Here is a 24,334-nt window from a genome sequence, read left to right as displayed (position 1 = left end):
TCATGGATTCACTCAACAGAAGCGAGGGATGCACGTCATGAAGCTGCTGGTCGCGGTCAAGCGGGTGCTGGATTACAACGTCAAGGTCCGGGTCAAGAGCGATGGCTCGGACGTGGAGCTGGCCAACGTCAAGATGGGGATCAACCCGTTTTGTGAAATTGCGGTGGAGGAGGGGGTCAGGCTGCGCGAAGCCGGCGTGGTATCCGAGCTGGTGGTGGTGACCTTCGGCCCCGAGGCGGCGGCCGAACAACTGCGTCACGCCCTGGCGCTGGGGGCGGATCGGGCCCGTCATTATGTGACTGGCGAGACCCTGACCCCGCTCACCGTGGCGCGCGCCCTGCAACAGGTATGCGAGCTGGAAAAGCCCGATCTGGTGCTGCTCGGCAAGCAGTCCATCGATTCCGACAACAACCAGGTGGGCCAGATGCTCGCCGCCCTCAATGACTGGCCGCTCGCCACCTTCGCCTCCGCCATCAAGCTGGTGGAGGGGGAATTGCAGGTGACCCGCGAGATTGACGGTGGCCTCGAGACCCTCGGCATGGCGCTGCCGGCGGTGGTGACCGTGGATCTGCGCCTCAACGAGCCGCGTTTTGCCTCGCTCCCCAACATCATGAAGGCCAAACGCAAGCCGCTTGAGAGCGCGCCTTTCGCCGACCTCGGTGTCGAGCCGGCCGGCCAGACCCGGCTGCTCGGGGTGATGGCCCCCGCTGCCCGCAGCGCCGGCATCATGGTGAGCTCGGTGGACGAGCTGCTGGACAAACTCAAGCATGAAGCGAAGGTACTCTGATGCTGCCAGCAATCAACAGAACCCCGCCCGCCGGCGACAGGCTCGAGGGCGTGATGGGTACACAGGCTGGGACATCAACGGACGATAGCAAGGGGTAGTCATGAGCGTATTGATCATTGCCGAACATCATCAGGGCCAGTTGGCCGACAACGTGGCCCGTCTGGTCACCGCAGGGGGCCAGCTGGGCGGCGAGGTGCATCTGCTGTTGCTGGGACAGGGGCTGACCGAGGCGGGCGAACAGGCCGCCGCCCTGCAGGGGGTGAATCGTGTGCTGCTGGCCGAGCACCCCATGCTGGCGGAGGGGCTGAGCGACGGGGTCGATCCGCTGCTGGCCCATATCGCGCGGGATTATCAGCACTGTCTGATGGCCGCCAGCACCCAGGGCAAGGATCTGCTGCCGCGGGTGGCGGCCAGGCTCGGGGTGGAGATGCTCTCCGAGGTGACCGGCATCGAGAGCGGCGACACCTTCCTGCGTCCCATCTATGCGGGCAACGCCGTGGCCCGGGTGGCGAGCAGTGCTCCCATCAAGGTGCTGACCATCCGGCCTACCGCCTTCGGCAAGGCGGCGAGCGGCGGCCAGGCAGAGGTAGAGCGGTTGCCGGTGAGCGAGGTGACTTGCCGTACCCGCCTCATAGAACGGCGCGCCGTGCGCTCCGCCAGACCCGAGCTCGCGGCGGCGCGGGTGGTGGTCTCCGGCGGGCGGGCGCTGGGCTCCAAGGCGCAGTTTGCTCTGGTCGAAGCGCTGGCCGACAAGCTGGGCGGCGCTGTGGGCGCGTCGCGGGCGGCGGTGGATGCGGGCTTTGTCGCCAACGATCTGCAGGTGGGTCAGACCGGCAAGGTGGTGGCCCCCGAGCTCTACATCGCGGTCGGCATTTCCGGCGCCATCCAGCATCTGGCGGGGATGAAGGAATCCAAGGTGATCGTCGCCATCAACAAGGACAGCGAGGCCCCCATCTTCCAGGTGGCCGACTACGGGCTGGTGGGGGATCTCTTCACCTTGCTGCCGGAGCTCACCGCCAAGCTGTAACCTGGTGAAAAAAGGGGGCCTGGGGCATTGAGCCCCGGCAGACGCCCATTTCCACGCATGTTCTCTGCAAGCCCTGACCCGTTCAGGGCTTTTTTCTGCCAAGAGCACTGGTAGCGGGTCGGCAAAAGGTTGAGCCAGCTCCCAAAAAGCCTTTGATCCGGGGGCTGCACTTGTGTAAAACCAGACAAGTCCCCGATCACACTCATCCACTCACGGAAAGCGTCATGAGCAAACAGATTTACAACTTCTGCGCCGGCCCCGCCATGTTGCCGGTCGAAGTCATGGAGCGCGCCCAGCGCGAATTTTGTAATTTCCAGGGGCTGGGAGCCTCGGTCATGGAGCTCTCCCACCGCGGCAAGCCCTACATGGCGGTCGCCGAGAAGGCCGAAGCCGATCTGCGCGAGCTGTTGGCGGTGCCGGACAACTACAAGGTGCTGTTCATGCACGGCGGCGGCCGTGGCCAGTTCTCCGCGGTGCCCATGAACCTGCTGGGGGGCGCCAACAAAAAGGCCGACTTCCTGCTGACCGGGGTCTGGTCCCAGAGCGCGGTGGATGAGGCCAAAAAGTATGGCGATATCCAGACCTTCCAGGGTGTTGCCAAGAACGAGCAGGGGATCTCTCACCTGCTGCCGACCCCGGCGTTTCGCGCCGATGCGGCTTATGTGCACTACTGCCCGAACGAAACCATCGACGGCATCGAGATGTTCGACATCCCGGCCACCGGCGAGGTGCCGCTGGTGGCGGATCTCTCCTCCACCATCCTCTCCCGCCCCATCGACGTGAGCCGCTTCGGCATCATCTATGCCGGCGCCCAGAAGAATATCGGCCCCTCTGGGCTGGCCATCGCCATCGTGCGCGATGATCTGCTGAACCAGGCCCGCGCCGATGTGCCCTCGATTTTTGACTACCAGCTCACCGCCAAGAACGACTCCATGTTCAACACCCCGCCCACCTACGCTTGGTATCTGGCCGGGCTGGTGTTCGAGTGGCTGAAAGAACAGGGTGGCCTCGAGGCGATGGAAGCACGCAACAAGGAGAAGGCCGATTTCCTCTACGGCTATCTCGATCAGTCGAGCTTCTATGGCAACCAGGTGGATGCCAGCTGCCGTTCGCGGATGAACATCCCGTTCCAGCTGAAAAATGCCGAGCTGGACAAGTTGTTCCTGGCCGAATCGGAAGCCGTCGGCCTGCTGGCGCTCAAGGGACACCGCATCGTCGGCGGCATGCGCGCCAGCCTCTACAACGCCATGCCGCTGGAAGGGGTGAAGGCGCTGGTCAGCTTTATGGACGGTTTTGCCAAGCGCCACGGCTGAGGCGTTTTTCCCCGATTGCCGACGCCGGGGACTCCCCGGCGTCTGTTTTTTCCCTGATGCCGGACCGGCCGTCCCCGCGGCCCGCTTTTGTGCCACGTGCAGTCTTGCCGAGCAGGGCGCGGGCTGCTAACGTCCGGTCAGGTCATTTTTTTGAGATCGTACAGGAAGTCTATGAATTCGTTGCGTTTGGAACCCATTTCTCGTGTGGCCGGTGAGGTCAATCTACCCGGCTCCAAGAGCGTGTCCAACCGGGCCCTGCTGCTGGCAGCCCTGGCCCGTGGCACCACCCGACTCACCAACCTGCTCGACAGCGATGACATTCGTCACATGCTGGCGGCGCTGACCCAGCTCGGGGTCAAGTACAAGCTCTCCGCCGACAAGACCGAGTGCACAGTGCACGGTCTGGGTCGCAGCTTTGCAGTGAAGGAGCCGGTCAATCTGTTCCTCGGCAACGCCGGCACCGCCATGCGACCGCTCTGCGCCGCGCTGTGTCTGGGCTCCGGCGAATACACCCTGGGCGGGGAACCGCGCATGGAAGAGCGCCCCATCGGCCATCTGGTGGATGCCCTGCGCGAAGCGGGCGCCCATATCCAGTACCTGAAGAAAGACGGCTATCCGCCGCTGGTGGTGGATGCCAAGGGGCTGTGGGGCGGTGATGTCCATGTCGACGGTTCCGTCTCCAGCCAGTTCCTGACCGCCTTCCTGATGGCGGCGCCGATGGCGGCGGGCGACACCCGCATCCACATCAAGGGGGAGCTGGTCTCCAAGCCCTACATCGACATCACCCTGCACATCATGAAGCAGTTCGGGGTGGTCATCGAGCACGACAACTACAAGCTGTTCTACATCAAGGGCAACCAGAGCTACGTCAGCCCGGGCGACTTCCTGGTGGAAGGGGATGCCTCCAGCGCCTCCTACTTCCTCGCGGCGGGCGCCATCAAGGGCAAGGTGCGGGTCACCGGCATCGGCAAGCACAGCATTCAGGGCGACATCCACTTCGCCGACGTGCTGGAGAAGATGGGCGCCCGCATCACCTGGGGCGATGACTTCATCGAGGCCGAGCAGGCGCCGCTGCACGGCATCGACATGGACATGAACCACATCCCCGATGCGGCCATGACCATCGCCGTGGCCGCGCTGTTCGCCGAGGGGCCCACTTCGATTCGCAACATCTACAACTGGCGGGTGAAGGAGACCGACCGTCTGCACGCCATGGCGACCGAGCTGCGCAAGCTGGGCGTCGAGGTGGAGGAGGGGCGTGACTTCATCACCGTCACCCCGCCAGCGCAGCTCAAGCATGCGGCCATCGATACCTACAACGACCACCGCATCGCCATGTGCTTCTCGCTGGTGGCGCTGTCCGATACCGCCGTCACCATCAATGATCCGGGTTGTACCTCCAAGACCTTCCCGGACTACTTCGACAAGCTGGCCAGTATCAGCCAGCGTGCATGAGTCAACCAGGCCCGCCTCGCAGCGGGCCTGTTTCTTTGGGCTGCCCCGGCTTGCTGTTCCCCTCTTTTCATCCTCGCTTAGCAGCATTATTCAAACTTGCAAGGCAGGATAGGAAAATTCCTTCCTAGATAATGTAATTTTCTATTTACACCGCTGCCCGTGCGGGCTAGATTGAAGTTTCTTTATCGCAGTCATCTAGCAGGAAGCCTTGTCATGCAGCATCAAACCGACGACGTTCGTATCAGTGAAATCAAAGAGTTATTGCCCCCGGTTGCGGTGCTTGAGAAGTTTCCGGCCACCGAGACCGCATCAAGTACCGTCTTTGAATCCCGTCAGGCCATCCATCAGATCCTGGCCGGTGAAGATCAGCGCTTGCTGGTGGTGATCGGTCCCTGTTCCATTCACGACCCCGCCGCCGCGCTGGAGTACGGCAAGCGCCTCAAGGTGCTGCGTGACGAACTCAAGGGCCAGCTGGAGATAGTGATGCGGGTCTATTTCGAGAAGCCGCGCACCACGGTGGGCTGGAAGGGGCTGATCAACGATCCTTACCTCGACAACAGCTGCCAGATCAACGATGGCCTGCGCATCGGTCGCAAGCTGCTGCTGGATCTCAACGACATGGGGCTGCCGACCGCCTCCGAGTTCCTCGACATGATCACCCCGCAATACGTGGCGGACCTGATGAGCTGGGGCGCCATCGGTGCCCGTACCACCGAATCCCAGGTGCACCGCGAGTTGGCCTCCGGTCTCTCCTGCCCGGTGGGTTTCAAGAACGGCACCGACGGCACCATCAAGGTGGCCATCGATGCCATCGGCGCCGCCAGCGCGCCGCACCACTTCCTGTCTGTCACCAAGTATGGCCACTCCGCCATCGTCGCGACCCGGGGCAACCCGGACTGTCACATCATTCTGCGCGGCGGCCGTGAGCCGAACTACAGCGCCGCCCACGTGGACGAGGTGGTGAAGGGGCTGGACAAGGCCGGTCTGCCGCAGAAGGTGATGATCGACTTCAGCCACGCCAACAGCAGCAAGCAGTTCAAGAACCAGATGCTGGTGGCCGAGGACGTGGCTGGTCAGCTGCGTGCCGGCAGCAAGGCGGTGTTCGGCGTCATGGTGGAGAGCCACCTGGTGGAGGGTCGTCAGGATCTGGTGGAAGGGTGCGAACTCACCTTCGGTCAGAGCATCACAGATGCCTGCATCGGCTGGGCCGACACCGAGATCCTGCTGCGCAATCTGGCCGATGCGGTGGCCACCCGCAACGCAGGTTAATGTCGGCCAGGCGTGCCTGAAACAACACGCAAAACAAAAGCGCGACCCTGAATCGCGCTTTTTTATTGGCCGCCGCGGGCGGCAGGCATGATCACCAGCGGTAGGTCTTGAGCAGCTGCTCGAGCTTGCGGCACTGCTCCACCAGCTGGACGCTGGCGAGATTGGCGGCGTGGGCCTGGCCCAGGGTGTCGTTGGAGGTGTTGCGAATGTCGCTCACCGAGCCGTCCACCTCGCTGCAGACCCTGTCCTGCTCCTCGGCGGACTGCGCCATCTGGGCGTTGAGATCGTTGATGCTGCTGATGCGGCCGATGATGTTCTGCATGGCGGCCAGGGTCGCCTCCGTCTTGTGGATGCTCTCGTCCGCCTTGGCCTTGGCATCCCCGATCACCGACACCGCGCTCTGGGCCTCGTTCTGCAGGGCGGCGATCATCTGGGAGATCTCCTCGCTGGCGGCGCGGCTGCGGTTGGAGAGGGCGCGCACCTCGTCGGCCACCACCGCAAAGCCGCGGCCCTGCTCGCCGGCCCGGGCCGCCTCGATGGCGGCGTTGAGGGCGAGCAGGTTGGTCTGATCCGCGATCCCCTTGATCACCTCCAGCACCCCGTCGACCGCCAGACAGCGGTTGTCGAGCTGCTGGATCACCTTGTCGACCCGCTCTATCTCCGCCGACATCTCGCCCATGTCGTTGATGGAGTGCTGGGCGAGGCGACTGGTGTTGGCCGCATCCTGATTGGTGAGGGCAGAGAGCTCGGCGCTCTTGCGGGCGTGTTCGCGCACCTCGTGGGAGCTGGCGGCCAGCTCGCTGACGGCGGCGGCCACCTGTACCGTCATGCTCTCCTGCTGACGGGCCGAGCCTTCGGTCTGGGTCGCCACCTGGCGGATCTGGTTGGACTCCTGATAGAGCTGGTGGGTGGCGCTCTCCACCTCCTGCAGACTGTGGCGAAACCCCTGCACCATGGCGCTGACGGCGCGGGTCATCTCGCCCAGCTCATCCCGGTTGGGGTTTTCCAGGGGGAGGGAGAGGTCCCGCTCCTTGGCCATGCGGGTCATGGCCAGCTGCAGGTGGCGTACCGGCCGCTTGATGTAGCGCTGCAGCACCCAGCCCAGCAGGCCGAAGCCCAGCCCAAACACTGCCACCAGGCTGCCGCTCAGGATCAGGTTGTTGCGATGGATCTCGCCAAAGGTGTGGCTGAGATCGTAACTGATGCGCACCGCCCCCATGACGGTGCCTTCCGCCACCTGGTGGCAGGTGGTGCACTGGGTACCGCGATACTCCTTGTAGGCCTTGAAGGGCTTGATCAGGGTGAGCTGGTTGCCCTGCTGCTCGAGAATGGTCTCGCCTTGGTTGATGGCGCGCTCGTCCAGCTTGTCTTCAATCTGCTGATCCGGGTGGCCTGGGCCGAACAGGCTGGTGACCGCCGGGGCGCGGATCAGGCGGGCCTCGACGATGCCGGCCTCGCTCTTGAGTTTGGTCTGCACGATCTGGCGATTGGCGATGGCCCCCGTCATCATCAACACGTTGAGCTGATCCATGTAGGTGTTGGCGGCGCTCTCCACCTTTTCACCCGCCAGCCGGATGGCGAGATCCCGTTGCAGCCAGGCGGAAAGCTCGAAGCTGAGGGCGAAGGTGCAGCCGATGACCAGGGCGAGGGGGAGAAAGATTTTCCAGTTCAGAGACAGATTTTGCATCGTTGGCAGGTCCATGCGCAGGTGAGCGATCGTCAATGGTTGATGACTCTCCCCCGTTTGCTCATCAGAACGGGGGAGATGGTTCTCTATCGGCTCACCCTACCTCATCTTGAGTAAATTAACTGTTAACTGGATCCATGATAGAGGTTAATGGTGCGTAGCAAACGAGGGCTGTTCGTCGTTGAGTTGATCCAGCACAAATTTGGCATTTATTGATAGTGGTTATCATTTGCATTATTTCACTCGATAGCCTGCCTGCGATGACACCACTGCTGACCCCGACCATGACCGGTCTTGCCACCCCGGATCCCCTCAAGTTCGCCTTTGGCGCCAAGACCTCGGCCCACGCCAGTCGCGGCGGCATGCGTCCGCTCACCCTCGACCATGCCGACTGGCAAGCCTGGTGGCGCCGCGAGAGCGAGGCGGACGAGCGGGCGCTCTATATCCACATCCCGTTTTGCCGCAAGCGCTGCAGCTTCTGCAATTTCTTTGAAAATGGTGCCAACCCGGCCCGCATCACCCGCTATGTCAACGCGCTCTGCGGCGCGCTTGCCCGGGCCGCCGAGACACCCTTCACCCAGAGCCGCCCCTTCTCGGCCGTCTATGTGGGGGGCGGCACGCCGACGGACATGAGCGCCGAGGAGCTGGCGATGCTGGCCACCGCCATCCGTCGCTTTCCTTTGACTGCGGATGTGGAGGTGACCCTGGAGGGGCGCCTCAACGGTTTTGACGATGCCAAGTGGCACAGTGCGCTGGCGGGCGGCTTCAACCGCTTCTCGTTCGGGGTGCAGAGCTTTGATACCGAGGTGCGCCAGGCGGCGGCCCGCTTCGACGACCGGGAGACCCTGCTGACCCGGCTGGAGGCGCTGACCCGTCACGACGACGCGGTGATCGTGGCCGATCTCATCTTCGGCCTGCCTGGCCAGGATGATGCCGTGTGGCGTCAGGACATCGCGGATGTGATGGCGAGCGGGGTGCACGGGGTGGATCTCTATCAGCTCATCGCCATGGCCGGCACCCATCTGGCCCGTGCCGAGGCGAAGGGCAAGCTCGGTTGGGCCGCCGACGGCCAGCAGCGGGCTACCATGTATGCCTATGGCGCCCAGATGCTGGAACAGGGGGGCTGGCAGCGGCTCTCCTGCAGCCACTGGCGGCGCGGTGAGGCCGAGCAGAGCCGCTACAACCAGATGGCTAAGCGCGGCGCCGAGATCCTCCCCTTCGGGGCCGGGGCTGGCGGCAACGTGCATGGGCACGGCCTCATGTATGGCCGGGATCTGGCGCTCTGGCATGAGGCGCTGGCGGCGGATCTGCGGGCCCCCGGCATGGTGATGGGGCGCAATCCCAATGGCCGCCTCGATGGTCTGCTGCGCGGTGCGCTCGACAGCGGCTGGCTAGCGCTGGCCCGCTTGCCGACGCCGCTGCGGGCACATCTGCAACCCTTGTTCGAGGCCTGGCAGCTGCATGGGCTGGCGACGCTGAGCGAGGCACGGCTTGAGCTCACCTTGGCGGGGCGCTTCTGGAACGTCAATCTGCAGGCCGGGCTGTTTGAATACTTGCAGCTCAACCCGCTGGCGGGGTCGGGTACGGCGCCAGCCGATCCGGCGCAGGCGGTGCGCCACTCGCTGGTGTGAGTGTGCTGGCCGAGCGGGCCTGACAAAGAGAGGATGATAAACAAGGGGGCACCTGATGTGCCCCCTTGTGCGTTATGGCTGGTGGACCTCTTCCACCCGCACCCGCAGCTGTCCCTCTGCAAGCTGGGTGACCAGCGTCTGGCCGGCATCGACCTGGGCGGCGCGGCTGATCACCTCACCGCTTTGGGTGCGGGTGATGGAGTAGCCACGGCCCAGGGTGGCGAGCGGGCTCACCCCGTCGAGGCGGGCGCTGAGCATGGCGAGGCGGTGGTCGGCCAGATCCCGGCGCTTGGCGATGAGGGCATGAAGGCGCTCCTCGGCCAGCTGGTGGCGGCGCTTGCCGGCGGCCAGCAAGCGCTCCGGGCTCTTGCCCTGCAGGCGCAGCTCCAGGTTGGCGAGGCGCCGCTCCCCCTGATGCAGTTTGTGGTTCATCAGCTGCTGCAAGCGGGCGGAGAGCTCGTCGAGGCGCTGGGATTGCTGCTCCAGCCGCCGCTTCGGATCCTGATGGTCGAGCCGCTTTTGCAGCAGGATGAAATCGTGGCGGGCAGCGGTCTGCTGGCGGTTCATGGCCTGCAGCAGTTGCTGCTTGAGATGGGCGAGGCGCTGGGCACGGGCGCTCTGATCCGGCGCCACCAGCTCGGCCGCCGCCGACGGGGTCGGGGCGCGCAAGTCGGCGGCAAAGTCGCTGATGGTGACGTCCACCTCGTGGCCTACCGCGCTCACCACCGGGATGGCGGAGTGGGCGATGGCGCGCGCCACCGCCTCTTCGTTGAAGCACCAGAGATCTTCGAGCGACCCGCCGCCACGCCCTACGATCAGCACATCCACCTCGGCGCGGCGGTTGGCCAGGGCAATGGCAGAGACGATCTGGCCGATGGCGGCGCTGCCCTGCACCTGGGTCGGGTAGATAAACACCGGCAGATCCGGCGCGCGGCGTTTGAGCACCGTCAGCATGTCATGGAGGGCAGCACCGGTGGCGGAGGTGATGAGGCCCACCGCGCGCGGTTCGCGCGGCAGCGGTCGCTTGCGCCCCTCGTCGAACAGTCCCTCGGCGCCGAGGCGGCGCTTGAGCTCCTCAAAGCGCAGCGCCAGCACGCCATCGCCCGCCGGCTGCATCGATTCGATGATCAGCTGGTAGTCGCCGCGCGGCTCATAAAGCGAGACCCGCGCCTGCACCAGCACCTGCATGCCATCCTGTGGGCGAAAGGCCACCCGCCGGTTGTTGCCCTTGAACATGGCGCAGCGCACCTGGGCCGACATGTCCTTGAGGGAGAAGTACCAGTGGCCGGAGCTTGGCATCGCCAGGTTGGAGAGCTCGCCGGTCAACCACACCAGCCCCAGATCCTGCTCCAGGATCATGCGCACGGCGCTGTTGAGGCGGGTGACGGTAAAGACCTGCTGTTGTCTGCTTTGACTCGGTTCGTTGCGGTAGTTCAAGGCTGGTCCTGCGCTGTGTGCCCCGCCTTGGGGGCGGGGGCATAAAACAATGGCGCCATCTTAACGCAGTTCGGGGCGAACGCCGAGCGGCGCTGGCCCGTTCAGCGTGCGTCCGGATCCTGAGGTTGCGCCCAGGCCCGAGCGGCCGGGGTGCTGGCCTGGCTGGTCACCAGCCAGACCGAGAGGCAGACGACCAGGCCCCCCAGCACGAAGCCCTGGCTCAAGGTCTCGCCCAGCACCAGCGCGCCCCACAAGATGCCAAAAGGGGGAATCAGGAAGGTGACGGTGAGACTGCGCAGCGGGCCGATATCGGCGATCAGTCGAAAATAGAGCAGGTAGGCGAGGGCGGTGCAGACCACGCCGACCGCCAGCACGCTGGCCCAGGCGGTGGGCACGGCCCAGTCGACCACGGGGCCGGCCGCCAGCTGGTAAGCGAAAAAGGGCAGCAGGAAGAGGCTGGCACCCAGCTGGCTGCCAAAGGCCACCAGCTTGGCATCGAGCCCGCCGCGATGGGTGATCCAGCTGCGGGTGAGAAAGCCGGCAAGGCCGTAGCAGGCGGTGGCAAACAGGCAGGCCAGCACCCCGGGCAGCAGATGCCCATCGGCACTCACCTCGCCAGTAGTCGTGATGAGGCTGATCCCGATCACCCCCAATACCACCCCCAGCCATTTGCGCCTATCAAGGCGCTCGTTGAAGCAGGAAAAGCCGATGAGGGCCCCCATCAGCGGCGTGGTGGCGTTGAGGATGGCCGAGTAGCCGGCCGGCAGCCAGAGGGCGGCGATGGCGTACATCAGAAACGGGATGGCGGAGTTGATGACGCCAAGCAGCATGGCGGACTTGAGCTTGCCCTGAAACCCCATGGGGGCGCGCAGCAGCAGGAGCATGACGGCAAGCCCGATAAGGGCGAACAGTACCCGCAGGAAGGTGGTGTTGACGGCGCCAAACGCCGGGGCGGCGATGCGCATGAACAGGAAGCTGGCGCCCCAGATGGCGGCCAGCAGAAGCAGGCGCCCATAATCGGCAGGTTTCATTGAGTCGTCCTTGCGGTGATGGTCGCCAATATTGGCGCTGCGTCCGCATGATGCCGACAAGGTGCCTGTGCTGGCAACTGCCAGGATGGTAGCAGGGCATCCATGCCCTGCCATACCAGTGTGTGGGCGAAGGGAGCGTTACGGCTCCGGCTGGCTCACGAAGGCAATCTTGTGCAGACCGTGCCGGGAGGCCTGGGCCATCACCCTGGCGATGATGCCGTACTCCACCTTGCGATCGATGCGCAGCTGGATCTCGGGCAGCTCCCCCTCGGCCTGGCCGGCGCTCTCCATCTTGGCGAGCAGGGCGGCCTCGTCGACCTCCTGATCGTTCCAGTAGAGCTTGCCGGCCTCATCGATGGCGAGGTTGATGTCCTGCTTGTCTGGCTGGTTGAGCTGGCTGCTGGCCTCTGGCAGCTCCAGCTTGACCGCGTTGGTGAGCAGAGGGGCGGTGATCATGAAGACGATGAGCAGCACCAGCATGACGTCGATCATCGGGATCATGTTGATCTCGGAGAGGGGTTGATCGGCCCCCTCGTCCGACAGTTTGCCAAATGCCATCAGCCGCGCCCCTCTCTGGTTTTCCGCTCCATCAGCGGAGTGACCTTGGTGGTGGCGACCTGCTCGAAGCCGGTCACCAGCAGGGTGAACAGATCGTGGCCAAACTCCTCCAGCGCCGCGAGCCTGAGGCGATTGCGCCGCACGAAGAAGTTGTAGATGAGCACGGCCGGCAGGGCGACCGCGAGGCCGAAGCCGGTCATGATCAGCGCCTCGCCCACGGGGCCGGCAACCTTGTCCAGACTGCTCTGACCGGCGGCGCCGATGGCCAGCAGGGCGTGGTAGATGCCCCAGACGGTGCCGAACAGCCCGATGAAGGGGGCCGCCGAGCCCACCGAGGCGAGGAAGGCCAGCCCCTGCTCCAGCAGCACCCGCTCCTGGGTGATGGCCCGGCGCATGGCGCGCAGCAGATATTCATCCGGCGAGCCCAGCTTGCAGCTGACTGCACGCTCCTCGGCCCGCTTCAGCTGGGCCACGGCCGCCAACGCGGCGCCGGTCAGCCGGCCATAGGCCTCCTGCGGCGGCAGGTGTGCCAGCTGGCGCTCCATCTCCTGCACGCTGTCGTGCTGCCAGAAATCGGCGACGAAGCGGGCATTGAGGCGTTGTTCCCGCTGTGCGAGATAGCCCTTGAGCAGGGCGTAATAACAGGTGCCAAGGGACATCAGTACCAGCAGGATGAAGGGGATCAGCCCTACGCCGCTGTTCTGGCTGAGCAGGTGGGCGATGCCCATGCCGTTGCTTGCGATTTCAGGATCCATGTTCAAGCCCTTAATTTGAAAATGATGGTGACTCTTGCCGAGGCCTCGACGGCCACGTTGTTCTGTCTGGCAGGAATGAATTTCCAGCGGCTGACGGTCTTGCGGGCCGTCATGTCCAGCCGCCGATAGCCGCTGCTCTTGGCCACCTCCACCGAGGCGGCGGTGCCCTCGGCCGTCACCCGCACATTGAGGATGACCCGCCCCTCTTCTCCCCGTCGTCTCGACTCATAGGGGTATTGGGGCTCGGGGTTGTTGAGCCGTGCATCACGGGCTATGGGGGCGCTGTTGCCGGCGCCGCCGCCAGCCTTGCGGGCAGGATGCTGACTGGCACTTTCGCCGCTCGCCTGTGCGGCCGTTGCCGCCGTCGCAGGGGCGGGCGAGGTGACCGGTGGTTGCGGACTGCTCACCGGCATGACCTTGGCGGGCTGCACCGGCGGGGGACTGTGTTTAAGCGATTTGACCACCGGCTTGACGCTCTTTTTGACTTGCTTGAGCGGCGGTTTTTTGGGTAGTGGCAACGGCCTGGCCTTTTGCTGCACTTTTTGTACTTGCTGCTCTCGCTGCACTTTTTGTATTTGCTGCGCTGTGGTAGCAGGGGCGGGGGCCGCCTTGGCAGGCGCTTCATTGGTTGCAGCTTCGCCGACCCAGCGGGCCGACAGGGTCAGCGGCAAGGGCGGGGTGATGGGCGCAGGCTGGTGCGCATAGAGCCACCAGAAGGCGGCAAGATGCAGGGCGATCGCGATGGCAAGGCAAACGAGACGGGCGGCGTCGGGATCGTTGGCGGGCAGTGTTGGTCTCGGGCTGCAGGCGTCCATCACTGGGCTCCCTTCCTGGTCTTCATATTAATACTCAAACGGCTGGTGTGAGGGCGCCCGAACCGGCGCCGATGCCGCAAGCTTGCCCGACGAATAGCCCGTCAAACAATAACTATTATCAATCGTGTTTTAATCGTAACAGGATGAAAAACAGGAAGATAAGTATCGATACTGGGCCCCTTTACCACCTCACTGGTTGCAACGCCGGCTTCTGGTAATGAGTGATGGCTGCGGGTTACAGCTCCAGCAATACCCCGAGCTCCACCACCCGGTTGGCGGGAATATGAAAGAAGTCGGTCGCCTTGAGGGAGTTGCGGTTCATCCAGACGAACAGACCCTCCCGCCAGCGCGCCATGCCGGGCAGATCGGTGCTGACCAGGTTCTCGTGGGAGAGGAAGAAAGAGGTCTTGGCCATGGTGACCTTCAGATCCTCCTGGGCGCAGGCCTGGAAGATCTCCTCCATGGAGGGCACCTCCTTGTAGCCGAAGTGGGCGACCACCTGCCAGAACCCCTCGCCAAGGTGGGTGAGTTCGATGCGCTCCTTGAAGGAGAGCCAGGGCTCGTCCTTGATCTGAACGGTCAGGAAGATGACCCGTTCGTGCAGGATCTTGTTGTGTTTGAGGTTGTGCAGCATGGCGTGGGGCACCACCTGCACCGACTTGGAGAGAAACACGGCGGTGCCGGGTACCAGCAGTGGCGGGTCTGCCTGCATGTTGTCGACAAACCCTTTCAGCGCCAGTGACTTGTGTTCCAGCTTGTCGAGCACCAGCTCCCGTCCGCGCTTCCAGGTGGTCATCACCAGGATGGCCAGCAGCGCAAACAGGATGGGGAGCCAGCCACCGGCCAGAAACTTGGTGGTATTGGCGGCAAAGAAGGTGACATCGACCAGCAGCAGCGGCGCGCATACCAGCGCAATGAGCCAGCGCGACCACTTCCAGCGGCGGGCGGCCACCACCATCAGCAGCAGGGTGGTGAGCGCCATGGTACCGGTCACCGCGATGCCGTAGGCGGCCGCCAGGTTGCTTGAACTCTTGAACCAGAGGATGACGATGACGATGCCCCCCAGCAGCAGCCAGTTCACCAGCGGCAGGTAGATCTGGCCTATCTCGTGCTCCGAGGTGTGGCGGATCTCCTGGCGCGGCAGGTAGCCGAGCAAGATGGCCTGGTGCACCACCGAGTAGGTGCCCGAGATCACCGCCTGGGAGGCGATGACGGTGGCCAGGGTGGCGAGGATCAGCAGCGGAAAGGCCAGCCAGGAGGGGGCGAGCAGGTAGAAGGGATTTTCGATGGCGGCGGGATTGCGCAGCAGCAGGGCCCCCTGGCCGAAGTAGTTGAGCAGCAGGGCGGGCATCACCAGGGAGCCCCAAGCCAGCTGGATGGCGCCACGGCCAAAGTGGCCCATGTCGGCGTAGAGCGCCTCCGTACCGGTGACGCAGAGCACAACGGCCCCCAGGGTGATGAAGGCGACACCCGGTCGGCTGACCATGAAATCGAGGGCGTAGAGCGGATTGATGGCCTGCAGGATGGCGGGATTTTGCCCGATCTCATAGGCGCCGAGCGCCGCCAGTACCCCGAACCAGAGCAGCATGACCGGGCCGAACAGGCGGCCGATGCCGGCGGTGCCGTAATGCTGGGCCCCGAACAGGATCACCAGCACGGTGAGGGTGATGGGCAGCACGAAGGGCGCCAGCTCCGGGGTGATCACCTGCAGCCCTTCGACCGCCGAGAGCACCGAGATGGCGGGGGTGATCACCGCATCCCCGATAAACAGCCCCACGCCGACCAGACCGAGCATCATGAGCAGGGCGCGCGACCTGGCCGGAAGGCGGCGGGAGGCCAGCGAGGCGAGGGTGAGGATCCCCCCTTCTCCCTTGTCGTCGGCCCGAAGCACCAGCAGCACATATTTGAATGAGACCACGATCATGATGGTCCAGAAGAAGAGGGAGACGATGGAGAGGATCCCAGCCGGGGTGGGTTGCAGGCCCAGGTGTCCGGCGAAACTCTCCTTGAGGGCATAGAGCGGGCTGGTGCCGAGATCGCCATAGACGACCCCCAGTGCCGCCAGGGTTATGGCCATGCGCCCTTGCGGGTGTCCGTGATTCATCATGAAATTCCATTTCAATTCAGAATGTTAATCATGATACGCAGGCGCCGGCTCAAAGCAAACCCGCGCCGTGAAAAGGTCACTTAGCTGAACGTGCCAACCCGGGTGAACCAGTTTGGATACGGCGCAACTTGGCTTAGTTGTTGACGGACTTGCCAGAGGCGAGTGACCCGGTTTACGAGGGCGCTCGACAGGTGCCAACGGGTCTGCAAAGGGGGAGGGGTTGCGGGGGGCCTGAAAAAATTAAACGGGGGCTTTTTTGCATAAAACCGCAATGAGGCAACTCTTTTGCCTGCAAACGGCCGTTTTATGACGAAAATTGTTGGGTTTTTAGCGCCTTGGCGGCTGAAAAGGTCAAAACGCCATAAAAAATTCAAAAAACTTCTTTACCAGTGACCAATGCGTGAGTAAACTTCGTCGGCAATATTTTACACCCCCACTTCCTCAACGGTGAGATATTGCCATGCTCAGGATTGCCAAAGAAGCGTTAACCTTCGACGATGTACTGTTGGTTCCCGCCCACTCCGAAGTTCTTCCCAATACTGCCGATCTGCGTACCAAGCTGACCTCTGCCATCAGCCTGAACATCCCCATGATCTCCGCTGCCATGGACACAGTGACCGAAGCCCGTTTGGCTATCGCACTGGCCCAGGAAGGCGGTATCGGCTTTATCCACAAGAACATGTCCATCGAGCAGCAGGCTGCAGAAGTGCGCAAGGTCAAGAAGTACGAGAGCGGCGTGGTCACCGACCCCGTCACCGTACGCCCTGACCTGACCATCGCCCAGATCAAGGAGCTGAGCCACAAGAACGGTTTCGCCGGCTATCCGGTGGTGACCGAAGGCAACCAGCTGGTGGGCATCATCACAGGTCGTGACGTGCGCTTCGTGACCGATCTCTCCCAGACTGTCGAACAGATCATGACCCAGAAGGATCGTCTGGTCACCGTGCGTGAAGGGGCTCCTCGTGAAGAGGTGGTCGGCCTGATGCAGAAGCACCGTATCGAGAAGGTGCTGGTGGTCAACGCCGACTTCAAACTCAAGGGCATGATCACCGTCAAAGACTTCCAGAAAGCCGAGCGCAAGCCGAACGCCTGTAAAGATGACAAGGGTCGTCTGCGGGTCGGTGCCGCCGTCGGTGCCGGTGCCGGCAACGAAGAGCGCGTCGCCGCCCTGGTGGAAGCCGGTGTGGACGTGCTGCTGATCGACTCCTCCCACGGTCACTCCCAGGGCGTGCTGGATCGCATCAAAGCGACCCGCGAAGCCTACCCTGATCTGCAGATCATCGGCGGCAACGTGGCGACTGCCGCGGGCGCCAAGGCGCTGGCCGCTGCCGGCGTCAACGCCGTCAAGGTCGGTATCGGCCCGGGCTCCATCTGTACTACCCGTATCGTGACCGGCGTGGGTGTGCCCCAGATCACCGCCATCTCCGACGCCGTCGACGCGCTGGAAGGCACCGGCATTCCGGTGATTGCCGATGGCGGCATCCGCTTCTCCGGTGACGTGGCCAAGGCCATCGCCGCTGGCGCCAGCTGCGTCATGGTGGGCTCCATGTTTGCCGGTACCGAAGAGGCACCGGGCGAGATCGAGCTCTACCAGGGCCGCTCCTTCAAGTCCTACCGTGGCATGGGTTCTCTGGGCGCTATGTCCAAGGGCTCCAGCGACCGTTACTTCCAGACCGACAACGCCGCCGACAAGCTGGTGCCGGAAGGGATCGAAGGCCGCGTGCCGTACAAGGGCCGCCTCAAAGAGATCATCCACCAGCAGATGGGCGGTCTGCGCTCCTCCATGGGCCTGACCGGCAGCGCCACCATCGACGACATGCGCACCAAGGCCGAATTCGTGCGCATCTCGGGCGCCGGGATGAAAGAGTCCCACGTCCACGACGTGACCATTACCAAAGAAGCCCCCAACTACCGGATGGGCTGATAAAACGGGGCTGCGGCCCCGTTTCTCCACCCCTTTTTTATCCCGTGCTTTTTGTGACAACAGCAGCCTGATGCAGGAATAAAATGACTAAAGACATTCACCAGCACCGTATCCTTATCCTCGACTTCGGTTCCCAGTACACCCAGCTGATCGCCCGCCGCGTGCGCGAAATCGGCGTCTACTGCGAACTGTGGGCCTGGGATGTGACCGAAGAGCAGATCCGCGAATTCAATCCGAGCGGCATCATCCTCTCCGGCGGCCCCGAGTCCGTCACCGAAGCGGGCAGCCCGCGCGCCCCCGAGTACGTGTTCAACGCCGGCGTGCCGGTGTTCGGCATCTGCTACGGCATGCAGACCATGGCCGAGCAGCTGGGTGGCAAGGTGCAATCCTCCACCGAGCGTGAATTCGGTTACGCCAAGGTGGAAGTGCTGGGCAACGCCGGCAAGACCAGCGCGCTGCTGCGCAACATCGAAGATGCCATCGCCGACAACGGCAATGCCCTGCTGGATGTGTGGATGAGCCATGGCGACAAGGTCACCACCATCCCGGCCGACTTCACCACCATCGCACAGACCGCCACCTGCCCGCATGCCGCCATGGCCAACGAGGCCAAGCGTTTCTACGGCGTGCAGTTCCACCCGGAAGTGACCCACACCCGTCAGGGTGCCCGCATGCTGGAGCACTTCGTCAAAGACATCTGCGGCTGCGAATGCCTGTGGACCCCGGCCACCATCATCGACGACGCCGTTGCCCGCATCCGCGAGCAGGTGGGTGACGACGAGGTGATCCTGGGCCTCTCCGGCGGTGTGGACTCCTCCGTGGTGGCCATGCTGGTGCACCGGGCCATCGGCGATCGCCTGACCTGCGTTTTCGTTGACAACGGCCTGCTGCGCCTGAATGAAGGCACCCAGGTGATGGAGATGTTTGGCGACCACTTCGGTCTGAACATCGTCAAGGTCGATGCCGAAGAGCGCTTCCTCTCCGCCCTGGCCGGTGAAGATGAACCGGAAGCCAAGCGCAAGATCATCGGCCGCGTCTTCGTCGAAGTGTTTGACGATGAAGCGAAAAAGCTGAAAAACGCCAAGTGGCTGGCACAAGGCACCATCTATCCTGACGTCATCGAATCGGCTGCCAGCAAGACCGGCAAGGCCCACGTCATCAAGTCTCACCACAACGTCGGCGGTCTGCCGGAAGAGATGAAGATGGGTCTGGTGGAGCCGCTGCGCGAGCTGTTCAAAGACGAAGTGCGCCGTGTTGGCCTCGAGCTGGGTCTGCCCTACGACATGCTCTACCGTCATCCGTTCCCGGGCCCGGGTCTGGGCGTGCGGGTGCTTGGCGAAGTGAAGAAAGAGTACTGCGATATCCTGCGCCGCGCCGATGCCGTCTTTATCGAAGAGCTGCGCAAAGCCGACCTCTACAACCAGGTCAGCCAGGCGTTCGCCGTGTTCCTGCCGGTGCGCTCCGTCGGCGTCATGGGCGATGGCCGCAAATATGACTGGGTCATTGCCCTGCGCGCCGTCGAAACCATCGACTTTATGACTGCCCACTGGGCTCACCTGCCGTACGACTTCCTCGGCCACGTGTCGAATCGCATCATCAACGAGATCAACGGTATCTCCCGCGTGGTGTACGACGTCTCTGGCAAGCCGCCCGCAACCATCGAATGGGAATAAGCGGCGCACGCCCTTTCACCCTTCAAGCATAAAAATGTAAAAAAGACGCCCTTGCGGCGTCTTTTCTTTTTCCAATCGTTTGCGCCTCATTTTTCCCCTCGCTAGCCGCTTTCTCGCCTCCCTGCCTCTGTCATATCTGACAGGGGGTGTTTTATGGATCTCGCACTAGGCTCAGCCATGCCAATTGAGACCTGCGCTGTGAGGCGATGGTCGTGGCAGCAGGGGAGGGTGACGACAGCAACGCCTTCATGTGCGCTGTCGGTACCGAGCATACCGATATCTGGTGTGGCCCCCGGTGGAGTCCGGACACCACTTGAATAAACGGGGCGGAACCCGAACAGCCAAACGAGTAGGGACAAGAGATCACGGAGGGTTTGTTATGTCAGAACAAGCAGTGTTGTTGGGCGGATGGACTGCCTACCACAAGCTGAGCGCCAAAGATCAGGCCGTATTCAACCAGGCGCTGGAAGGATTTGTCGGGGTGCAGTACACCCCCTTTGAAGTCTCCACCCAGGTCGTCGCCGGCACCAACTACCGCTTCAAATGCAAAACTACTGTGCCGCTGCCCAACCCGATCCACGGGGAAGCCGTGGTGCAGATCTTCCAGTCTCTGGATGGCTCGGCCCATATCACCTCCATCACCCCGATCTGATTGGGTAGTGGGGCAAGGCGGGGAGGGGAAAAGCTCTCAACCGGTTGGCTCCAACACCCAGCAATAAGAAAGACGCCTTAGGGCGTCTTTTCTTTATTGACAGTTTGCGTTAAAAATTCCGCATGAATAAGGTCATTGATTGATCGTCAAGGTTATATTGATTGACTCAAATTGGTACTCTCTGTCTATAGCTAGGTCGTGCCTCATTATCTCGCTGTCGGGATGAAATAATTAGGAATGATCTCTGGAATCCCTGACATTTAGAGGTATTGCGGATATGAGATTTTTTGCTGACGGTCCATCTATTCCGGATCTTCTTCTTGAGCGGTGTGATTCTGGTAGAGTTGTATTTTTGTGTGGTGCAGGGGTTTCAATTCCATCAAAAATGCCCGACTTTGTTGAATTAACACGATATGTTGTTGATTTTTTTGATCCCTCACCCGATTCGGGGATCATGCAGGCTTTTGAGCCATGGATCGATGCCCGCCTAGGTGAAAAAGCAGGTATCAAGACGCCGCTTGATCAAATTTTCAACATGTTGCATCAGGAATATGGCAGAGAGGAAGTCAATGCTCTGGTTACAGAACGACTGCAAGCATCTAATGGTACGGTAACACTAGGTAGAGAACATGAGCTAATCAAGAGGATATCATCACGTCAACCAGGTATTCCACAGATTGTCACTACCAACTTTGATCGACTATTCGAACTGGGTGGGAGTCATTTAACATGTCATGTACCTCCAGCTTTTCCAAACTTATCCTTGGGCGCATCCCTTGATGGTATTACCTATCTACATGGACGCTTATCTGATATTGGAGGTGAGCAGCACGACTATGTATTGAGCAGTGCCGATTTTGGGCGTGCTTACCTCTCGGAAGGCTGGGCTACCAACTTTATTCGCAGCTTAATTGAGCATTTCACTGTCGTATTGGTGGGTTATCAGGCAGAAGACCCACCCGTTAAGTATTTATTGCAGGGGCTAAATCATGACGGCCAGTTTGACTGTTCTAGGTTATATGCGTTTGATAAGGGCCGAGCGGAGGATATCGAGGTTAAATGGCGTGATAGAGGTGTGACCGCTATCGCCTATGAAGATTATTCTCATCTTTGGCAAACCTTAGCTGCATGGGCTGAGCGGGCCGACGAGCCACGTAAGTGGCGGGCGTCTATTATCGCGATGAGTCGGCAGGATCCGAAAGAGTTGACTCCTCATGAGCGTGGCCAAGTGGCTCATGTTCTCCGCACAGTACAGGGAGCTAGATTGTTCTCGGAGGCTGAACCGAAACCACATCCGGAATGGGTGTGTGTAATGGATGCAAATATACGGTCAGCCAAACCAGATCGAAGAGATGATTACGATGAAAGTAATGCGCAATTTGATCCTCGGATCGCTTATGGACTTGATGATGACCCGATTGTGGGCTTTGAGAGCGCTCCAGTACAAGGTATTAGCAACGACAACCTGCTTGTTTGGCACGATGGAGACGATAATCCGCATGACTTTCATCGGCTGGGCGGAAGGCAAGCCGAAGGTTCAGAGATGACGCCTAGAAGGCTTGAACACCTAATAAACTGGGTCTGTAAGTCGATCGATAGCCCGGTACTTGCATGGTGGTCCATACGTCAAAACGGACTACATCCACGACTGATTCAACAGGTAGAACGGCAGGTTGGATATTTAAAGGAACCTCATCTGCGGGTCCGCCATATCTGGAACCTGATTCTCGAATATCACAGAGACCCTCGTAACCGTCAGTGGAATGGCGACTGGTTTGACTTGAAGGAACGAATCAATGAAGAAGGGTGGACTGCTAGTGTTCTGCGAGAGTTTCGAAGGGTTACAACGCCGCGATTGGAAATTAAGTCACCGTTTGGTTTGGCTCGGTTCAAGCCGCCGTGTTTGGACTGGGAGGTGATAGACCTCAGTCACCTCGGCGAGTGGGATGTGGTATTTCTTGAACGGCATGGTGAAGACTTAGATATCCCAGACGAACTATTACCGCAGGTAGTTGGCATCTTGGAGCAGCAGCTTATCGTCGCTTCTGGGCTGCTGAATGATATTGAGACCGTCTATTTCCAGACCCCGAGTTGCTATCTGAACCGTGAGACCGATGGGAGCAAACACATCACGGAAAGTGCTGAGGTCATGACTTGGTTTGTCCAATGTTTCGATCGAATGGCGGCCAAGTGGCCAGAACTGGCTAGGGCACACGCAACGACCTGGTCTACGACTGACCGGTTCTTCTTCCGTAAGCTCAAGCTGTACGCGTTCAGTAAAACAGAAGCTTTCGAGGCTAGTTATGTAGTAGAAGAGCTTTTGTCTTTGGATCAGGAGACATTCTGGGATCGTAATATTGTTCGAGAGATTCTTTTCCTGCTGGTAGATCGGTGGTGCGAGTTTGCTCAGGAGAGTCGAAACCAACTTATCGACCGCATTTTTGAAGGCCCTAGTCAGCCTACCCACTGTTCTGACGAAGAGTATCTTGGTCTGAGGGACAGCGTTGTTGCTAGTTACACTCGGTATCTCGAGCTACAGGGTTGTGAACTGACTGCAGACCGTAGTGAACGACTTGACGAGTTGCTCAAAAGTATTTCTGGATGGAGTGATAACTGGGCGACCTCAGCGGTCGTTGAAGGAGGTTCTCACACGAGTTGGGTTGGTACGGATGAAAAACCAGATGCGCTTATAGATCTTCCTGTCAACGAGGTGGTTTTCAGGGCTAAGGAAGAGCTGAAGCGCGACTTTGACCACTTCACCGAGAGGCGGCCCTTTACTGGTTTAGTGAAAGTAAATCCGCGCAAGGCGCTGTCAGCGTTGACGATTGCAGCAAAGACTAACGACTATCCTGAGGTCTTTTGGTCGGCAATGCTCAATGAGCTTCCTACAGACATATCGCCAAGGCTTAGACGAGTATTACTGAACCGAGCAGCACTACTTCCACAGGTTGTAATCATCAAACTACGCTATACCTTGTGCCGATGGCTTAACCAGAACTTTGTGGCGGTCCTTGAGTTTGATGATGGTCTCTGTTGGAAGCTCTACGATCACATCATTGATGCCATCCTGAATGGTGGAGAAGAAGCTGTGACAAGCGCCCTCGGCGAAGTCAGACGAGGTGGTAAAGTCATTCAACAGTCCCGGCGCACTCTTGCTCATGCTATTAACAGCCCTATTGGTATGTGCGCCGAGGCTCTGTTGCATGCGGTATCTAGTGAAAAACATGAAGCTGAGTCACTCATCCCAACTCACATCAAGTCACGCTTTGAACGTCTTTTTATGGCGCCAGGTGAGGGCTCCGCTCATGCTGTGTCGGTTGTTTGTAGGCAGCTGAACTGGTTTATGTTTATAGATCCAGCCTGGACTAAGGATTGCCTTATTCCAATGTTGAATTTTGAACATTCAGCTTCGGAACCCGCTTGGAACGGTTTTCTGCGTGGGAATACCCCTTCTGTACCATTAGTCGATTGCATTAAACCTCTTTTGCTTGGGCTCATTCCATGGCTTGAAAGATTTTCTTGGGAGAATGACTTTTCTGTTGTTGCAGCCAAGTGGCTAGGTGCTATGAGGGTGTTTTATCAAGATGAGTCATCTGCTCTTTCACGAAGAGAAATGCGTTCAGCTTTACGAGTTATGTCTGATGATACTCGGAACCGGTTTATTTCATGGCTAGGCTTGGTTGGACAGAAAAACGAGAACGGATGGGTTAAATACGTCATTCCATTAATTGGCGAGGACTGGCCGAGAGAACGCCGATATAGGACTTCTTCATCGATGAAAGCATGGGTCGGTTTGCTTGATGACACCGGCGATAGCTTCCCAGCAGTCTACGAAGTGATCAAGAAATTATTGGTGCCAGTAGAGACTGATGCCCATGTTTTCTATCGGTTTACCCTAGAGATAAATGATAAAAAGTCGATAACTAGACAGTTCCCTGAGACGATGCTGGATTTGATTAACAGAGTTACACCCCAAGCTATAACCCGTCCCAGTTATGAGTTACTGAAGGTGCTAGCTCTAATTGTGGAGGCTAAGCCAGACTTGACATCAGATCCACGCTATTTGCGTCTTATTGATCTAGTTGAGCGCAGTTAGATTTCAGTACCGTAGGGTACAATAAAATTGCACCGCTAATTTGATGCTTCATTCCTTGCACAAAAGCCGCTCGGCAAATGGTGCAATGCGCTGCGCTTATTGCACCCTACGTGTTTC

General features: G+C 60.6%; 17 protein-coding genes. 10 read left to right on the top strand and 7 right to left on the bottom strand.

Annotation, left to right across the window (positions count from 1 at the left end; genetic code table 11):
* Window positions 1-37 precede the first annotated feature (37 nt).
* From ACB031_RS03255 to aroG, 5 genes are all read left to right on the top strand, one after another.
* Window positions 38-787 carry an electron transfer flavoprotein subunit beta/FixA family protein gene (locus ACB031_RS03255; RefSeq protein ID WP_371138986.1) on the top strand — a complete coding sequence of 250 codons (750 nt, stop codon included), beginning with the start codon at window positions 38-40 and terminating at the stop codon, window positions 785-787.
* A 100-nt stretch (window positions 788-887) separates the two neighbouring features.
* Entirely contained in the window at window positions 888-1,814 is a 927-nt protein-coding gene (locus ACB031_RS03250; protein WP_017765812.1) for an electron transfer flavoprotein subunit alpha/FixB family protein, read from the top strand.
* Window positions 1,815-2,038: 224 nt separating this feature from the next.
* Entirely contained in the window at window positions 2,039-3,127 is a 1,089-nt protein-coding gene (gene serC / locus ACB031_RS03245) for a 3-phosphoserine/phosphohydroxythreonine transaminase (RefSeq protein ID WP_371138985.1), read from the top strand.
* 171 nt (window positions 3,128-3,298) lie between these two features.
* On the top strand, window positions 3,299-4,582 hold the full coding sequence (gene aroA, locus ACB031_RS03240) for a 3-phosphoshikimate 1-carboxyvinyltransferase (RefSeq protein WP_010633771.1): 1,284 nt from the start codon (window positions 3,299-3,301) through the stop codon (window positions 4,580-4,582).
* 213 nt (window positions 4,583-4,795) lie between these two features.
* Complete coding sequence (aroG, locus tag ACB031_RS03235) at window positions 4,796-5,851, top strand: 3-deoxy-7-phosphoheptulonate synthase AroG (RefSeq protein ID WP_371138984.1); 1,056 nt, start codon at window positions 4,796-4,798, stop codon at window positions 5,849-5,851.
* Between the two features lie 91 nt (window positions 5,852-5,942).
* On the opposite strand, the gene ACB031_RS03230 is transcribed toward aroG, so the two are convergent.
* The gene (locus ACB031_RS03230; RefSeq protein ID WP_005301603.1) at window positions 5,943-7,538 is read right to left on the bottom strand and encodes a methyl-accepting chemotaxis protein; all 1,596 of its coding nucleotides are present in this window, start codon (window positions 7,536-7,538) and stop codon (window positions 5,943-5,945) included.
* Between the two features lie 260 nt (window positions 7,539-7,798).
* On the opposite strand from ACB031_RS03230, the gene hutW reads away from it, so the two are divergent.
* Window positions 7,799-9,169, top strand: a complete 1,371-nt coding sequence (hutW, locus tag ACB031_RS03225) for a heme anaerobic degradation radical SAM methyltransferase ChuW/HutW (protein WP_371138983.1) — start codon at window positions 7,799-7,801, stop codon at window positions 9,167-9,169.
* A gap of 72 nt (window positions 9,170-9,241) precedes the next feature.
* On the opposite strand, the gene xseA is transcribed toward hutW, so the two are convergent.
* From xseA to ACB031_RS03195, 6 genes are all read right to left on the bottom strand, one after another.
* Window positions 9,242-10,606: an exodeoxyribonuclease VII large subunit gene (gene xseA, locus ACB031_RS03220; protein ID WP_017779637.1), complete on the bottom strand. Its 1,365-nt coding sequence runs from the start codon at window positions 10,604-10,606 to the stop codon at window positions 9,242-9,244.
* A gap of 101 nt (window positions 10,607-10,707) precedes the next feature.
* Complete coding sequence (locus tag ACB031_RS03215; protein WP_216989465.1) at window positions 10,708-11,637, bottom strand: DMT family transporter; 930 nt, start codon at window positions 11,635-11,637, stop codon at window positions 10,708-10,710.
* 138 nt (window positions 11,638-11,775) lie between these two features.
* On the bottom strand, window positions 11,776-12,195 hold the full coding sequence (locus ACB031_RS03210; protein WP_368206487.1) for an ExbD/TolR family protein: 420 nt from the start codon (window positions 12,193-12,195) through the stop codon (window positions 11,776-11,778).
* On the bottom strand, window positions 12,195-12,950 hold the full coding sequence (locus ACB031_RS03205; protein ID WP_216989463.1) for a MotA/TolQ/ExbB proton channel family protein: 756 nt from the start codon (window positions 12,948-12,950) through the stop codon (window positions 12,195-12,197). The genes ACB031_RS03210 and ACB031_RS03205 overlap by 1 nt, the downstream gene beginning before the upstream one ends.
* A gap of 2 nt (window positions 12,951-12,952) precedes the next feature.
* Complete coding sequence (locus ACB031_RS03200) at window positions 12,953-13,765, bottom strand: energy transducer TonB (RefSeq protein WP_216989462.1); 813 nt, start codon at window positions 13,763-13,765, stop codon at window positions 12,953-12,955.
* 235 nt (window positions 13,766-14,000) lie between these two features.
* Window positions 14,001-15,869, bottom strand: a complete 1,869-nt coding sequence (locus ACB031_RS03195; protein WP_041203052.1) for a potassium transporter Kup — start codon at window positions 15,867-15,869, stop codon at window positions 14,001-14,003.
* 463 nt (window positions 15,870-16,332) lie between these two features.
* On the opposite strand from ACB031_RS03195, the gene guaB reads away from it, so the two are divergent.
* From guaB to ACB031_RS03175, 4 genes are all read left to right on the top strand, one after another.
* Entirely contained in the window at window positions 16,333-17,796 is a 1,464-nt protein-coding gene (gene guaB, locus ACB031_RS03190) for an IMP dehydrogenase (protein ID WP_005301581.1), read from the top strand.
* Between the two features lie 83 nt (window positions 17,797-17,879).
* Entirely contained in the window at window positions 17,880-19,469 is a 1,590-nt protein-coding gene (gene guaA, locus ACB031_RS03185) for a glutamine-hydrolyzing GMP synthase (protein WP_017781381.1), read from the top strand.
* Between the two features lie 379 nt (window positions 19,470-19,848).
* Window positions 19,849-20,121: a hypothetical protein gene (locus ACB031_RS03180; protein ID WP_010633780.1), complete on the top strand. Its 273-nt coding sequence runs from the start codon at window positions 19,849-19,851 to the stop codon at window positions 20,119-20,121.
* A gap of 277 nt (window positions 20,122-20,398) precedes the next feature.
* Complete coding sequence (locus tag ACB031_RS03175) at window positions 20,399-24,217, top strand: SIR2 family protein (protein WP_041203055.1); 3,819 nt, start codon at window positions 20,399-20,401, stop codon at window positions 24,215-24,217.
* The last annotated feature ends 117 nt before the right edge of the window (window positions 24,218-24,334 follow it).

Origin of the sequence: Aeromonas sp. S8(2024) (assembly GCF_041403085.1) — a bacterium.
GTDB lineage: Bacteria > Pseudomonadota > Gammaproteobacteria > Enterobacterales > Aeromonadaceae > Aeromonas > Aeromonas dhakensis.
The sequence above is the reverse complement of the archived record's forward strand: the minus strand, read 5'-3'. Positions and strand labels throughout refer to the sequence as shown.